Genomic DNA, 15,230 nt, shown 5'->3' on the forward strand with positions numbered 1-15,230 from the left:
ACACGATGAAGCAAAAGTTTGATGTGACCGGCATGACCTGCACAGCGTGCTCGGCCCATGTGGAAAAAGCGGTGTGCCAGGTGGCGGGGGTGGACCAGGTCAACGTGAACCTGCTGGGCAACTCCATGCTGGTGGACTACAACGAGGACCAGACCGACTCCGCCGCCATCATCCGGGCGGTGGAGGCGGCGGGCTACGGGGCGTCCATCCCCGGCGGCAGGGCAAAGGCCGCCCCCGTCCGGGCCAACCCCATGGAGGAGGAGGCCGCCGGCATGAAGCGGCGGTTCTTTGCCTCCCTGGTGTTTTTGCTCCCCCTGTTTTACATCGCTATGGGCCACATGATGGGCTGGCCCCTGCCCGGCTTCTTCCACGATACGGGCAACGTGATGGTGGTGGCCATGATTCAGTTTCTGCTCACCCTGCCCATCATGTACCTGAACCGGAAATACTACACCGTGGGCTTCAGGACCCTGTGGCACCGGGCACCCAATATGGACTCCCTCATCGCCCTGGGCTCCACCGCCGCGGTGGTCTACGGGGTGGCCGCCCTGTTCCAGATGGCCTGGGGTCTGGGCCACGGGGATCAGGCTCGGGTGGACAAGTGGTCTATGGACCTGTACTTTGAGTCCGCCGGCATGATCCTCACTCTCATCACCCTGGGCAAATGGCTGGAGACCCGGTCCAAGGGCAAGACCAGCCAGGCCATTACCCGCCTCATGGATCTGGCCCCCAAGACTGCCCTGGTGGTGCGGGATGGGGCAGAGATGGAGCTGCCGGTGGAGGAGGTGATGGTGGGGGACATCATTGTGGTCAAGCCCGGCGGCCGGGTGCCGGTGGACGGGGTAGTGGTCTCCGGGGGCTCCTCGGTGGACGAGTCTGCCCTCACCGGTGAGTCCATCCCGGTGGAAAAGGGCCCGGGGGACAAGGTGGCCGCCGCCACCATCAACAAGAACGGCTCCTTTACCTTCCGGGCCACCCGGGTGGGGGAGGACACCACCCTGGCCCAGATGATCCGACTGGTGGAGGAGGCTTCCTCCTCCAAGGCTCCCATCGCCAAGCTGGCCGACAAGGTGGCGGGGGTGTTCGTGCCCACCGTCATTGCCATTGCCCTGGTGACGGCGGCGGTGTGGCTCATTCTTACCCAATCCGTGGAGTCCGCCCTTACCGCCGGGGTGGCGGTGCTGGTGATCTCCTGCCCCTGCGCCCTGGGGCTGGCCACTCCGGTGGCCATTATGGTGGGCACCGGCAAGGGCGCGGAAAACGGCATCCTAATCAAATCCGCCGAAGCCCTGGAGACCCTCCACACCATCCAGACCGTGGTGGTGGATAAGACAGGCACCCTGACCCAGGGCAAGCCTCAGGTCACCGACTGTATCCCCGCCCCCGGCGTGACCGAGGAGGAGCTTTTATGCGTGGCTGCCTCCCTGGAAAAGCCCTCGGAGCACCCCCTGGCCGACGCCATCACAGCGGAGGCCAGGGCCCGGAATATCCCCCTGGTGGAGGTGGAGGGCTTCCAGGCCGCTCCGGGCCGGGGCATCCGGGGTGCGCTCCACGGAGAGGAAATCCTGGCGGGCAACCAGGCCATGCTGGAGCAGGCCGGTATCTCCCTGGCTGGCTTTGAGGCCAGGGGAGAGGAGCTGGCCCAGGCGGGTAAAACTCCGCTGTACTTTGCCCAGCGGGACAGGATGCTGGGTGTGGTGGCGGTGGCCGACCGGCCCAAGCCCACCAGCGCCGCGGCGGTGCAGGCCTTCCGGGAGCTGGGCATCGACGTGGTGATGCTCACCGGCGACAACCAGCGCACCGCCCAGGCGGTGGGTCAGGAGCTGGGGGTGAGTCAGGTCATCGCCCAGGTGCTCCCCCAGGACAAGGAAAAGGCGGTGGCCGCCCTCCAGGCCCAGGGGAAGCGGGTGGCCATGATCGGCGACGGGGTGAACGACGCCCCTGCCCTGGCCAGGGCCGATGTGGGCATGGCCATCGGGGCGGGCACCGACGTAGCCATCGAATCGGCGGACATTGTGCTGATGAAGAGTGACCTGCTGGATGCGGTGACGGCGGTGCGGCTGTCCAAAAAGGTGATCCGCAATATCAAGGAGAACCTGTTCTGGGCCTTTATCTACAACATCATCGGCATTCCGCTGGCCGCCGGGGTATGGGCGCCCATAACCGGCTGGCAGCTCTCTCCCATGTTCGGGGCGGCAGCCATGAGCATGAGCTCGGTGTGCGTGGTCACCAACGCCCTGCGCCTGCGGTTTTTCAAGCCGGACCGCCGGGAAGTTCCGGCGGAGCCGGAACAAATCCATTCAGAGAAAGGAACTGAGAACATGAAAAAGACTATGCTGATCGAGGGCATGATGTGCCCTCACTGTCAGGCCCACGTGGAAAAGGCACTCAACGCATTGGAAGGAGTCAGCGCCACGGTGGATCTGGCGGCCAAGACCGCTACGGTCACCCTGACCGGCCAGGTGTCCGACGAGACCCTGACCAATGCCGTCACCGAGGCGGGCTATCAGGTGGTGTCTCTGAGTTAAGCCGCAGGGCCTGCCGCGTATGGGCGCGGCAGGCTCTTTTTTCTTCAAGCTGAAGAGGACCGGCATCAAACGTGAAAAAAATGAGGAACGTGCTAAAATGAAGATTGCCCTTTGAAGCGGAACCGTGTATAATAGAGACAAGCTCAGGAGGAAAAGATCCCAAGGTTCTGGACCGACCTGGGCCATTTTATTCTATAGAAGGGAAGGTAGATCACATTGAAAAAGACAAAGAAACTGCTTGCGCTGCTGCTCACGTTAGCCATGGTCTTTGGAATGGCTGCCTGTACCAGCACCACTCCCTCCGGCGAGAACACACAGACCCCAGCCGGGAACAGCTCCACGCCCTCGGGTACTGAGGAGACTACCCCCGGCGGCGAGACCGAGGTCAAGATCCCCACTGAGCTGCTGGCCGAGGACGGCAGCTTCGAGATCGCCATGATCACCGACAAGGGCGATATCAACGACAAGTCCTTCAACCAGGGAACCTGGGAGGGCATTGTGGAGTACTGCCAGCAGAATGGCAAGACCTGCAAGTACTACAAGCCTGTGGACGCCACCACCAACGACTATGTCACCGCCATTGAGCAGGCCATTGCCGACGGCGCCAAGGTGGTCGTCACCCCCGGTTATCTCTTTGAGGAGCCTGTTTATCTGGTGCAGGACAACAACCCTGACGTGAAGTTCATCCTCATCGATGGCAATCCCCACAACGCCGACTACAGCGACTACAAGACCGGCGACAACACCGTGGGTATCCTCTTCTCCGAGGAGCAGGCCGGTTACTTGGCCGGTTACGCCGCCGTGAAGGACGGCTACACCAAGCTGGGCTTCTTCGGCGGACAGCCTGTCCCCGCCGTTATCCGCTATGGCTATGGCTATGTCCAGGGCGCCAATGATGCCGCAGCCGAGCTGGGCATCACTGTGGAGATGCGCTACTTCAACACCGACGGCTTTGACGCCACCCCTGAGGCCCAGACCCGGGCCGCCGGCTGGTACAGCTCTGGTACTGAGATCATCTTTGGCTGTGGCGGCTCTGTGGGCAACTCCGTCATGGCTGCCGCTGAGCAGAATAACGGTCTGGTCATCGGCGTGGACGTGGACCAGTCCCCCGAGTCCGACACCGTGGTGTCCTCTGCCATGAAGGGCCTGGCCTCTGCGGTGGAGCAGATGCTGGACTCCTACTACAACGACAACTTCTCTGTGGGCGGCCAGAACCTGACCCTGGGCGCCGCCGAGGACGCCGTCCAGCTGCCCATGGCTACCTCCAAGTGGAAGACCTTCTCCGAGGCCGACTATGAGGCCCTGTTTACCAAGCTGGCCAACGGCGAGATCACCCCGCAGAAGGATACCGACGCCGACGGCAACGCCATTGCCTCCCCCAACGATCTGGGCTGCGCCAATGTGACCGTGACCGTGGAGTAACGTTCAGTCCCAATGGACGGGCCGTGTTTGCGGCCCGTCCATTTTTATGTAACTGTACTTCTGCTTGCGTGAATGGCGGGAAAACGGTATAATACTGTTAAGTGAACGGGCAATTCCCGCCCGTGGCCCTATCTGCGGAAAAGACGAAACAGAGGAGGGATGGCGGATGAGCGAATATGTCATTGAAATGTGCCATATCACCAAGGAATTTCCTGGAATCATTGCCAATGACGATATCACGCTCCAGCTGAAAAAAGGAGAGATCCACGCGCTGCTGGGCGAAAACGGCGCGGGGAAGTCCACCCTGATGAGCGTCCTCTTCGGGCTGTATCAGCCGGAGAAGGGTGTCATCAAAAAGGAAGGCCGGGAGGTCAAGATCAAGGATCCCAACGACGCCAACGAGCTGGGCATCGGTATGGTGCACCAGCATTTCAAGCTGGTGCACAACTTCACGGTGCTCCAAAATATCATCCTGGGAGTGGAAACCACCAGGGGCGGTTTCCTGAAAATGGATGAGGCTAGGAAAAAGGTGATGGACCTCTCCCGGCAGTACGGCCTGCGGGTGGACCCGGACGCCCTCATCGAGGACATTACCGTGGGGATGCAACAGCGGGTGGAGATCTTAAAAATGCTCTACCGGGACAATGAGATCCTCATCTTTGACGAGCCCACCGCCGTCCTTACGCCCCAGGAGATCACTGAGCTGATGAAGATCATGAAGGGCTTGGCCGCCGAGGGGAAAAGCATCCTCTTCATCACCCACAAGCTCAACGAGATCAAAGAGGTGGCCGACCGCTGTACCGTTCTACGCAAGGGCAGGTATGTAGGCACTGTGGAAGTGGCTCAGGTTTCCAAAGAAGAGATGAGCGAAATGATGGTGGGCCGCAAGGTGTCTCTCCGGGTGGAAAAGGCGGAGGCCCATCCCGGTGAGCAGGTGCTGGAGGTGGAAGGCCTGACCGTGGTCAACAGGGAGCACGGGAAAAAGGTGGTGGACAACGTCTCCTTCCAGGTGCGCCGGGGAGAGATCGTGTGTGTCGCCGGTATCGACGGTAACGGCCAGACCGAGCTGGTCCAGGCGCTCACCGGCCTGATTAAGACCGACGGGGGCACGGTAAAGCTGAAGGGGGCGGACATAACCTACAGCTCCATCCGCCACCGCAACACCCACGGCATGGGCCACATCCCCGAGGACCGGCACAAGCACGGCCTGGTACTGGATTACCCCCTGTCCTACAACCTGGTGCTTCAGAGCTATTTTGAGCCGGAATACTGCCGGGGAGGCTTCTTGAAGTACGACAAGATCAACCAATACGCGGACAAGCTGATCCAGACCTATGATATCCGCTCCGGCCAGGGAGGGCGCACCATTGCCCGCTCCATGTCGGGTGGCAACCAGCAGAAGGCTATTGTGGCCCGGGAGATCGACCGGGATCCAGACCTGCTCATCGCCGTCCAGCCCACCCGTGGCCTGGATGTGGGCGCCATCGAGTATATCCATCGGCAGATCGTGGCCGAGCGGGACCAGAACAAGGGCGTTCTGCTCATCTCTCTGGAGCTGGACGAGGTGATGAACCTGTCCGACCGTATCCTGGTGATCTTTGAGGGACAGATTGTGGCCGATCTGGACCCCAAGACAGTGACCGTCCAGGAACTGGGCCTCTATATGGCAGGCTCTAAGCGAGAGGAGGGGAAATAAATGAAGGACAAAGGTCTGGGCAATCCTCTCCAGCGGCAGGGGGTACAAAATACCATCGCTGCCATCATTGCTATTTTCATCGGTATGGCGGTAGGGCTTATCGTCCTGCTGTTCACAGACGTGTCCCGGGCGGGGGAGGGTATGCTGGCTATCCTCACCGGAGGCGTGTCCGATCTGAAGAACCTGGGGCAGGTGCTCTACTATGCTACTCCCCTCATTATGACCGGCCTGTCGGTGGGCTTTGCCAAAAAGACCGGCCTGTTCAATATCGGTGCCTCCGGCCAGTATATGATGGGGGCTTTCGCCGCTGTCTACGTGGGGGTCAAGTGGACCTTTCTGCCGGCAGGGCTCCACTGTCTGGCCGCGATTCTGGCCGCCTGCCTGTTCGGGGCGGTGTGGGGCATTTTGCCTGGGGTGCTCAAGGCCTGGCGGGGGATCAACGAGGTCATCACCTGCATCATGATGAACTATATTGCCATGAGCATGTCCAACCAACTCATTCGTTCCTTTATTTACGACCGGGCCAAGAACCAATCCTTCCGGCCCGCCGCCACAGCGGAGCTGCCCAAGCTGGGCTTTGACAAAATCTTTGTGGTGGAGGGGGGGACCCCTTCCAGTGTGAATGCCGGTATCCTGGTGGCTATTTTGCTGGCGGTGGTGGTGTGGATCATCCTGGAGAAGACCAGGATGGGCTATGAGCTGAAGGCCTGCGGGTTCAACAAAGATGCCGCCAAGTACGCCGGCATCAGCGAGAAGCGCAACATCGTCCAGGCCATGGTGATTTCCGGGGCCTTGGCGGGCATCGGCGGCGGCCTGAACTATCTGGCCGGCGCCGGGACCGGCATCATGGTGTCCGATACTCTGGCCCAGCAGGGATTTGACGGTATCGCTGTGGCTCTGCTGGGTATGTCCAACCCCATTGCCATCATCTTTACCGGTATTCTCATGGCCTATCTGACAGTGGGCGGCCTTGCCATGCAGAGCTTTGGTTTTGTCTCCCAGGTTATTACCATCATTACCTCGGTGATCGTCTACTTTGCCGCCTTCATCCTCTTCTTCAGCCAGATCATCGCCAAGCTGGCCAAGGGGAAGGAGCGGAGCAACGCCAACGCCGAAAGTCCACCCCCGGCTGACCTGGGGAAAGGAGGTGAGGGCGTGTGAGTGGTCTTGACCTGATCATCTTCCTGGTACAGCAGACCATGACCTTTGCCATCCCCCTGCTGGTGGTGGCTCTGGGCGGCCTGTTCGCTGAGCGTTCGGGCATTGTCAACATCGCCCTGGACGGTATCATGATCATCGGCGCCTTCGCCGGGATCCTGTTCATGCACATGATGCAGTTTACCGTCACCGGCCAGGGCATCCTGTTGCTCTCTCTGGTGGTGGCCGCCGTGTCCGGTGTGGTCATCAGTCTGGTCCACGCCTTTGCCTCCATTAACATGAAGGCCGACCAGACCATCTCGGGCACTGCCATCAACACCTTTGCCCCCGCCTTTGCCATCTATGTGGCCCGTATGCTGGTGGGGGTGCAGCAGGTCACCTTTAAAAATGATTTCCTTATCCAGAAGGTACCCCTGCTGGGGGATATCCCGGTGCTGGGCCCCATGTTCTTCCAGAAGGCCTATATCACCACCTATCTGGGGATAGCCATCCTGGTGCTCTCCTGGGTGGTGCTGTACAAGACCCGGTTTGGCCTGCGGCTGCGGGCCTGCGGCGAGCATCCCCAGGCCGCCGATTCAGTGGGTATCAATGTGTATAAGATGCGCTACGCCGGCACCCTGATCTCGGGAGCCCTGGCGGGCATCGGCGGGGTGATCTTTGTGGTGCCCACCTCGGTGAACTTTAACGCCACCGTGTCGGGCTACGGCTTTTTGGCCTTGGCGGTGCTCATTTTCGGCCAGTGGAAACCGGGCCGTATCCTCTTTGCCGCCATCTTCTTTGGTTTTATGAAGACCCTGTCGGTGACCTACGCCAACATCCCCTTCCTGGCGGGGCTGGGCCTGTCCAGCGATATCTACAAGATGATCCCCTATGTGGCCACCCTCATTGTGTTGGCCTTTACGTCCAAAAAATCTGCCGCCCCCAGAGCGGAGGGCATCCCCTACGACAAGGGCGAGCGGTGATTGAGACCGAAAGGGAAAGGGGCGGAAGCCCCTTTCCCTTTTGAATAAAGGAGTGTATGTACATGGTTACTATGGCACAGCGGATTGAAGCCCTGCGGGACGAGGCGGGGCTGTCCCGCCCCGCTCTGTCGGCAGCGGTGGGCTTTCCCAAAAACGCCATTGAGAAGTTTGAGACCGGTCGGGCCACCCCTACCAAGGAGCAGCAGGAGAAGCTGGCGGCCTATTTCGGGGTCTCCATTTTCTACCTCAGGGGAGAAAGCAGCGACCGCACCCGGCAGGAGGACTGGATGAGCGGAGCCCTCACCAGCCGGGAGGAGGAACCGGTATACCGGCCCGCCCCTCCTCCCAAACGACCCAAACCGGAGCCGGCCTCTATGGGTGGCGGAGCCACCATGCTGGACGCCCTCTTTGCCACCCGGCAAGCCAAGGAGCAGTTCAAGGCCATGGTGCTGGAGGTCCTCCGCTCTCCCGAGGGACAGGAGATCATCGCCCAGGCGGTGTGGAAAGAGCTGGCCAAGCGCAAATAACATAAAAAGTCCGCGGATCCAAAAGATCTGCGGACTTTTTATGTTACTCAGGAAAAAGTGTGGGGATAAGCTCTGCCAGAGCAGCAGCCAGCCGTGCGTGGGCCGCCCGGGTCAGGTGCATAAAGTCAATCTGGTTGCAGGTGAGCCCCAGGGTGTTGGCGTCTAGAAAGTGGCAGCTGTTGCGCACGGCCACCTCGTGGTACACCGGGGCCAGCCCCCGGGTAATTTCCACGCAGCGAGGGCCCATCTCATGAGCCACCGGGGAAGTGTGCACTCCTGGCTCGATGGTCTTGGGGGCTACGATGAGAATGTTGGGCTTCTCGCCTCCCCAGCAGTCGGTGACCATGGCCTGCTGTACCAGCCGTTCCATGCCCCGGCCGATAACGTGTGGATTGGTGGCGAACCGTTCCTTGGCGTCGTTGGTGCCCAGCATGACCACCAGCAGGTGGATGGGGCGGTGGCTTTTCAGGATGGGCCGCAGGTGTGCCAGAGCGGACAACCCTTCCTCCACCGGATCGTCAAAGACGGTGGTGCGCCCCGACATACCCTCCTCGATAACCAAATAGCCCTCCCCCAGGGCCTTTTGCAACAGGCAAGGCCAACGTTCCGCCTCGTTGAACCGGCGAAGGGCTCCGTCGGCCCCGTCGGCGGGGTCGGCGCAGTAACCGTGGGTATTGGAGTCCCCCAGACAAAGGATGTGCCGGCGCACTTACTTGATCTCAGGCAGGGAGGCGGCGGCCACGGACTGGCCCACCCGGCGGGCCTTCTCGTCAGGCAGGGTGGGGTTGATCTTGTCGGCGATCTCCGGATACTCGTCGGCCAGGACGTTCTTACAGGTCTCCAGAATGATGTCGCCGCCCTTACCGGACATGACCCGGCCCAGCAGCAGCACGTGCTTGAAGCCGTAGAAGTGGTGATACAGAGCCAGGGAGTGGCCCAGGTATACGCCGATGGAGCGGTAAAGAGCGGCGGCGCCGGGGGTGTCCTCCTCCATGGCCTTCTGGACCACCTTCAGCTTCTCGGCGGGGGAGAGGGCGGGGTCCAGCTCGATGCCGGCGGCGGGAGCCAGCTTGATAACGCCGTCCTGAGAGAAATACTTCACGCCGCAGCCGATGTCCCCGGACCACTCATCCTCCATGGCGTCGGGGGACACGTCCACGGGGGCGAAGGCCAGCTCGTTGAGCCAGCCGGTAATGTTACCGTTAGCGTCCACAAAGCCCACGGCCTCGCTGGTGCCCATGGCGATACCCAGGATATTGTTCTCCTCCAGGCTCATGGCGCCGGCCAGGGCGGACACGTCGCCATCGTTGGCCACCACGTAGGGTACGTCGCCGAAGGTGTCCTTGATAGCCCGGATGTAGATGTCCTTCACCTTGGCGTCAAAGTCCTCCTTGGGCACCTTCAGGAAGAGGGAGGCCACCATGGTGCGGTTCTCGATGTAGATGCCGGCGGAGGACACGCCCACCGCGTCCACCCGGGGCATATGCTCGGCGGCGGACTTGAGGGCGGCCACGATGCCGTCATAGTGGTAGTCGGGGTCGGCGGTGGTCTTGGGGAACCAGACGACCTCCTCGGAGAAAACGGGCTGGCCGTCGATGACGGCGGATACCTTGCGGTCGGAGCCGCCGGCGTCAAAGCCGATGCGGCAGCCGGCCAGGTGGCGGCCCACCGCCTGGGGGTTACTGTACTCGGCGGGGACCTGGTCGCAGTACACCACCTCAAAGGGCTTTTCATACACATTGGACATGAAGTCGGCGTCAAAGGCCCGTTTGCCGCCCACACAGTAGGTGGCCTTCATGGACTCGTAGATATCCTTATCGCCGCTGATGTACACCTTGAAGCCGCCCATGTACCACAGCATGGACTTGATGATACGGTCCACATAATAGCGGTCAGCCTCCGCCATGTCGGGGGTGCCGTGGATGAAAGTCTTGTAGACGGCCACCTCGCCGCCGGCCCGCTCCACAGCCAGGTCCAGAGGCTTCTTGGCATCCTTCAAAAAGGAGGCGCGGAATTTGCCCAGGGGGAGGAAGCCGGGGTCCAGTTCAGGGACATTTTTGACGGGAACTTCAATTCCAAGATGTTTCATATGGAGATCCTCCTTGCATTTGTGGGAAGCAGACAAATCGCTCTACGTATAGGCTATCAGCTTTTTTAAATCTGTCAAGGGAATTTTCACATTTCTGAAAATAATTTTCTAAAATTCTCTTGACGGGAACTGTACCGACAGGTATGATGAACGTAACGGGAGGGCTCTCCCAATCATGAAAGGTGGACTGATACAATGGATATCACTGCTCGACTGCAGGATCATCAGAAGTGGATCAGGGAGGAGCTGGAGCGGAGCGTCTCGTTCTGGCTGAAGAACGGCATGGACCCGGTGAACGGCGGCGTATACACCTGTCTGGACCGGGAGGGCAAGATCTTCTCCACCGATAAGAGCGTGTGGATGCAGGGCCGCTGCGCCTGGACCTTTGCCTACCTGTGCCATACCTACGGGGTGAAGGAGGAGTGGCTGGCCGCCAGCAAGAGCTGTCTGGACTTTATGGAGAAGTTCTGCATCAACCGTGAGGCGGGCAACCGGATGTACTTCACCGTCACCGGGGACGGCAAGCCCCTGCGCCAGCGTCGCTACTGTTTCTCCGAGGGTTTTTACGCCATTGCCAACGCCGAGTATTATGGTGTGACTGGTGAGAAGGTGTGTCTGGAGCGTGCCCGGGCCGCCTATGACCTGATCTGGAACCTGAATAACGGTCTCATCCAGGATCCCACCGGCATGGGACCCAAGACCATCCCCGAGACCCGGTCCGGCCGTGCTCTGGCCAACCCCATGATCTATCTGAACATCACCTCCGTCCTCCGCCGGGTGGATCCGGAGCAGGCCGAGCTGTACAACCAGCGGGCCGCCCAGTGTGTGGACGAGATCTTCCGCTATCACTACAAGCCCGAGCTGGGCTGCACCCTGGAGAGCGTGGGCCCCAACGGCGAGTTCCGGGGCGACGTGACCGAGGGCCGTGTAGTCAACCCCGGCCACGATATTGAGTGCTCCTGGTTCCTGATGGAGGACGCCAACCTCCGGGGCAACAAAGAGCAGCACGCCACCGCTGTGAAGATCTTTGACCAGGCCATCAATGCCGGCTGGGACAAGGAGTACGGCGGACTGCTCTACTTCATCGACTGTCTGGGTCGTCCCCCCGAGGCCTATGAGCACGACATGAAGCTGTGGTGGCCCCACGATGAGATCCTCATTGCCTCCATCATGATCTACCGGGACACCGGGGACGAGAAGTACCTGGAGTGGTTTGAAAAAACTCTGGACTACTGCAAGCAGTATTTCTCTGATCCGGAGTACGGCGACTGGTTCGGCTATCTCCGCCGGGACGGCAAGCCCACCGAGCCCCCCTGCAAGGGTTCTACCTTTAAGGGCCCGTTCCACCTGCCCCGCATGCTCATTATGTGTGACGTGATGATCGGCCAGATCCTGGGGCGGAATTGAGAGGGCGGCTATGCCCAGCGTCAACGTCTTTGAAAAGATCAACGGAGAGTACTATCAGCTGACCAGCGCGGAAAAGAAGGTGGCCGACTACGCGGTGATCCACCAGCAGCAGACCCAGTTTATGTCCATCTCCGAGCTGGCGGAGGAGGCGGGGGTGGCAGAGGCCACCATCTCCCGCTTCTGCAAGCGGCTGGGGTATAAAGGATACAGCGCCTTCAAGCTGGCCATCGCCAACGCCACCGCCGGACGGCAGGAACCTGGCGGCGCACGTCGGGAGGATCTGGCAGAGGATAGTCTGGAGGGAAGCTGCCGGGTGGCCTATGAAAATGATGTGGATGCCCTTCGCCAGACCCTGGAGCTGCTGCGCCCGGAGACCATCCACAAGGCGGTGGATATGATCGCCTCCGCTGGCCGGGTGCTGTGCATGGGGCAGGGGGGGTCCATGATCCTGGCCCAGGAGTGCGCCCATCTGTTCAGCACCATCCAGATGAACTTCCAGGCCGTGATGGACTCCCATATGCAGGCCATCGCCGCCTCCCAGCTCACCGCCGGAGATGTGGTGATCTACTTCTCCTACTCCGGCTCTACCACCGCCCTGCTGAAAAACCTCCAGCTGATCCAGGACCGAAAAGCCAGGTCCATCCTGGTGACCCGGTTTCCCAAGTCCCCTGGGGCGGCCTACGCCGACGTGGTACTCCAGTGCGGCGCCCGGGAGGGCCCTCTCCAGGGCGGATCGGTGGCCGCCCGCATGGCCCAGCTCTACCTGATGGATGTGCTGTTTCGGGAGGTCTGCCGCAGGGATCCGGAGGGATATCGGAGCAGGCAGGAAATGGTAGCTGAGGTGCTTTCCGACAAACACATCTGACCCCATTTCACGAATTTTGAAAATAATTTGCAAAGTCGATAAAAAAAGAAAAAAATAAGCATTTTGCTATTGACAAATCCTGAGTTGAACTGTACAATCTACACAACGGGTTACCGCTGTGGTAATCACATTCTTATTCAAAAAAATAAGAGGAGGATGTATGAAATGAAGAAACGGATTCTTGCGCTCCTGCTGGCCGCTTCCATGTCCCTGGGTCTGGCTGCCTGCGGCGGTGGCGGCGGTGGCACCACCGAGACCACTCCCGGTGGTGAGACCGGCTCCGGCGGTGAGACCAGCTCTGTGGAGCTGAGCCTGTGGTCCTTCAACATCGGCGGCTTTACCGACGCCGCTGCCTGGGACTCCATCGTGGCTGCCTTCGAGGAGGCCAACCCCGGCATCAAGGTGACTGTGACTCCCATCAACTATCAGGACGGCGACCAGAAGCTGACCACTGCTATCAGCTCCAATAACGCCCCCGACATCATCTTTGAGGGCCCCGAGCGCATCGTGGGCAACTACGCCCGTGAGGGCCTGATGGTGGATCTGTCCGACCTGTGGACTGCCAGCGGCTCTGACATCTCCGAGGGCATCTCTTCCGTGTCCCAGCTGGACGGTACTTATTATATGTATCCTCTGAGCGTGGCCGCTCACTGCATGGCCATCAACTATGAGGCCTTTGAGGCCGCCGGCGCCCTGCAGTACATCGACGAGGAGACCCGCACCTGGACCACCGACAACTTCGTGAAGGCGATGGAAGCCATCCGTGACGCCTCTGCCAACGGCACCATCAACATCACCGTGCCCGGCATCATCTACTGCGGCGCCCAGGGCGGCGACCAGGGCACCCGCGCTCTGGTGAACAACCTGTACTCCGACTATTATGTCACCGAGGACGGCAGCTCCTACAATGCCAACAGCGCCAACAACGTGAAGGCCCTGACCCTGCTGCAGGAGATGGTCAACAATAAGTCCATGAGCGCCAACGCCAGCTTCGCCGCTTCCGACGAGCTGCAGGCCTTTGCCAACCAGACTTGTGCTGTCACCTTCTGCTGGAACTACTCCAACTACACTCAGTATGCTGAGCAGACCCAGTTCACTCCCTTTGCCATGGCTTTCCCCTCTGACGACGGCGAGCCCGAGCTGGAGATGGCCGGCCCCTACGGCTTCGGTGTGTTCAACAACAAGGATGAGGCCAAGATCGAGGCTGCCAAGAAGTTCGTGGACTTTGTGTGCAACGACCAGACCGCCGGCACCGAGGCTGTGAAGACCACCGGCTTCTTCCCCGTCCACGCTGACTGGGGCGATGTCTATGCCGACGCTGAGGACGCCGAGGTCCGTGCTCCCTTTGCTCTGATGAGCGATTACCTGGGCCGGTACTATGCCCTGACCGGCGGCTGGACCGAGCAGCGTGCCCTGTGGTGGCCCATGCTCCAGGCGATCATGACCACTGGCGCCGACGTGCAGACCGCTGCCGACGACTTTGTGACCCAGGCCAACGCCAACATCGGCTAAGGCCAAACTCCAAGAAGGTTTACCTGACCTGAGCAGATCTGTGCCCGCTCCCTGGGAGGGGGCGGGCACAGTTGCTAATGTCCGGCGATCCTTAGGTAACCCAAAAATGCGTTGAAAGAGGGGAGATACTTATGGCGCAGAATGCCGTGGCAACTGCCGGCAAAAAACCCAAGAAGGAAAAGCGTTCCCAGTTCTCCGGAATGAGTAAGGCGCTGGTCCGGAGAGAGACCATCTCCGCCTACCTGTTCCTGCTGCCCAGTCTGGTATTCTTCGTTGGTTTCGTTGTCGTTCCCATGTTCATCTGCGTGTTCTATAGCTTTATGGAATACGGCCTGGGCGGCATCAAGGGCTTTGCCGGCCTGGACAACTACATCAAGCTCTTCCAGGACCCCATTTTTCACAAGGGCTTCCTGAACACCGTGCTCATCGTGGTCATCGCGGTGCCCTGTGTCACCGCCTTTTCCCTGTGGGTGAGCTCCGCCATCTACAAGATGCACGCCTTTACCCGGTCCTTTTTCCGCTGCGTGTTCTACCTGCCGGTGGTCACCGGCTCGGTGGCCATCACCGTGGTGTGGAAGTGGATCCTCCATCCCTACAACGGTATCCTGAATCAGCTGACGGGCACCGCCGGCTTTGACTGGCTGGGCAACCAGAGCACCGCCATTTGGTTCATCATCCTGATCCTGTTCACCACCTCCATCGGCCAGCCCATCGTGCTGTATGTGGCGGCCCTGGGCAATGTGGATCAGTCCCTGGTGGAGGCCGCCCAGGTAGACGGCGCCACCAAGCTCCAGGTGTTCTGGAAGATCAAGTGGCCCCAGATCATGCCCACTACCCTGTATGTGCTGGTCATCACCACCATCAACTCCTTCCAGTGCTTCGCGCTGATCCAGTTGCTGACCAAGGGCGGGCCCATGAACGCCACCATGACCATCATGTACCAGGTCTACGACACCGCTTACCGGCTGAACGACCTGGGCTACGCCAACGCCATCGGCGTTATCCTGGCCATTATCATCGCGATTTTCTCTGCCATCCAGTTCAAAGTGGTAAAGACTGATTAA

The 15,230-nt window shown here is 60.3% G+C and carries 12 protein-coding genes; 10 read left to right on the forward strand and 2 right to left on the reverse strand.

What is annotated here, in order from left to right:
• Positions 1-5 precede the first annotated feature (5 nt).
• From H6B51_RS07280 to H6B51_RS07305, 6 genes are all read left to right on the forward strand, one after another.
• Entirely contained in the window at positions 6-2,528 is a 2,523-nt protein-coding gene (locus tag H6B51_RS07280) for a heavy metal translocating P-type ATPase (protein WP_204883052.1), read from the forward strand.
• Positions 2,529-2,744: 216 nt separating this feature from the next.
• Positions 2,745-3,950, forward strand: coding sequence for a BMP family lipoprotein (locus H6B51_RS07285; protein ID WP_243421179.1), 1,206 nt, complete (start codon positions 2,745-2,747; stop codon positions 3,948-3,950).
• Positions 3,951-4,116: 166 nt separating this feature from the next.
• Positions 4,117-5,646 (forward strand): ABC transporter ATP-binding protein, encoded by a 1,530-nt coding sequence (locus H6B51_RS07290; RefSeq protein WP_204883053.1) that lies wholly within the window; start codon positions 4,117-4,119, stop codon positions 5,644-5,646.
• Positions 5,647-6,807, forward strand: a complete 1,161-nt coding sequence (locus H6B51_RS07295) for an ABC transporter permease (RefSeq protein WP_204883054.1) — start codon at positions 5,647-5,649, stop codon at positions 6,805-6,807.
• A 38-nt stretch (positions 6,808-6,845) separates the two neighbouring features.
• On the forward strand, positions 6,846-7,766 hold the full coding sequence (locus H6B51_RS07300; RefSeq protein ID WP_204883078.1) for an ABC transporter permease: 921 nt from the start codon (positions 6,846-6,848) through the stop codon (positions 7,764-7,766).
• A gap of 62 nt (positions 7,767-7,828) precedes the next feature.
• Complete coding sequence (locus H6B51_RS07305) at positions 7,829-8,293, forward strand: helix-turn-helix domain-containing protein (RefSeq protein WP_204883055.1); 465 nt, start codon at positions 7,829-7,831, stop codon at positions 8,291-8,293.
• A 43-nt stretch (positions 8,294-8,336) separates the two neighbouring features.
• Here H6B51_RS07305 and H6B51_RS07310 read toward each other — a convergent pair whose 3' ends face one another.
• Positions 8,337-9,002: a GDSL-type esterase/lipase family protein gene (locus H6B51_RS07310; RefSeq protein ID WP_204883056.1), complete on the reverse strand. Its 666-nt coding sequence runs from the start codon at positions 9,000-9,002 to the stop codon at positions 8,337-8,339.
• Positions 9,003-10,382 carry an ROK family protein gene (locus tag H6B51_RS07315; protein ID WP_204883057.1) on the reverse strand — a complete coding sequence of 460 codons (1,380 nt, stop codon included), beginning with the start codon at positions 10,380-10,382 and terminating at the stop codon, positions 9,003-9,005. It lies immediately after the preceding gene.
• A 195-nt stretch (positions 10,383-10,577) separates the two neighbouring features.
• On the opposite strand from H6B51_RS07315, the gene H6B51_RS07320 reads away from it, so the two are divergent.
• The 4 genes from H6B51_RS07320 to H6B51_RS07335 all read left to right on the forward strand — a co-directional run bounded on the left by H6B51_RS07320 (position 10,578) and on the right by H6B51_RS07335 (position 15,230).
• Positions 10,578-11,789 carry an AGE family epimerase/isomerase gene (locus H6B51_RS07320; RefSeq protein WP_204883058.1) on the forward strand — a complete coding sequence of 404 codons (1,212 nt, stop codon included), beginning with the start codon at positions 10,578-10,580 and terminating at the stop codon, positions 11,787-11,789.
• A 10-nt stretch (positions 11,790-11,799) separates the two neighbouring features.
• Positions 11,800-12,654, forward strand: coding sequence for a MurR/RpiR family transcriptional regulator (locus H6B51_RS07325; RefSeq protein WP_204883059.1), 855 nt, complete (start codon positions 11,800-11,802; stop codon positions 12,652-12,654).
• A 165-nt stretch (positions 12,655-12,819) separates the two neighbouring features.
• On the forward strand, positions 12,820-14,166 hold the full coding sequence (locus H6B51_RS07330) for an extracellular solute-binding protein (protein ID WP_204883060.1): 1,347 nt from the start codon (positions 12,820-12,822) through the stop codon (positions 14,164-14,166).
• A 131-nt stretch (positions 14,167-14,297) separates the two neighbouring features.
• Positions 14,298-15,230, forward strand: coding sequence for a carbohydrate ABC transporter permease (locus H6B51_RS07335; protein ID WP_204883061.1), 933 nt, complete (start codon positions 14,298-14,300; stop codon positions 15,228-15,230).

Origin of the sequence: Pseudoflavonifractor phocaeensis, assembly GCF_016901955.1 — a bacterium.
GTDB lineage: Bacteria > Bacillota > Clostridia > Oscillospirales > Oscillospiraceae > Flavonifractor > Flavonifractor phocaeensis_A.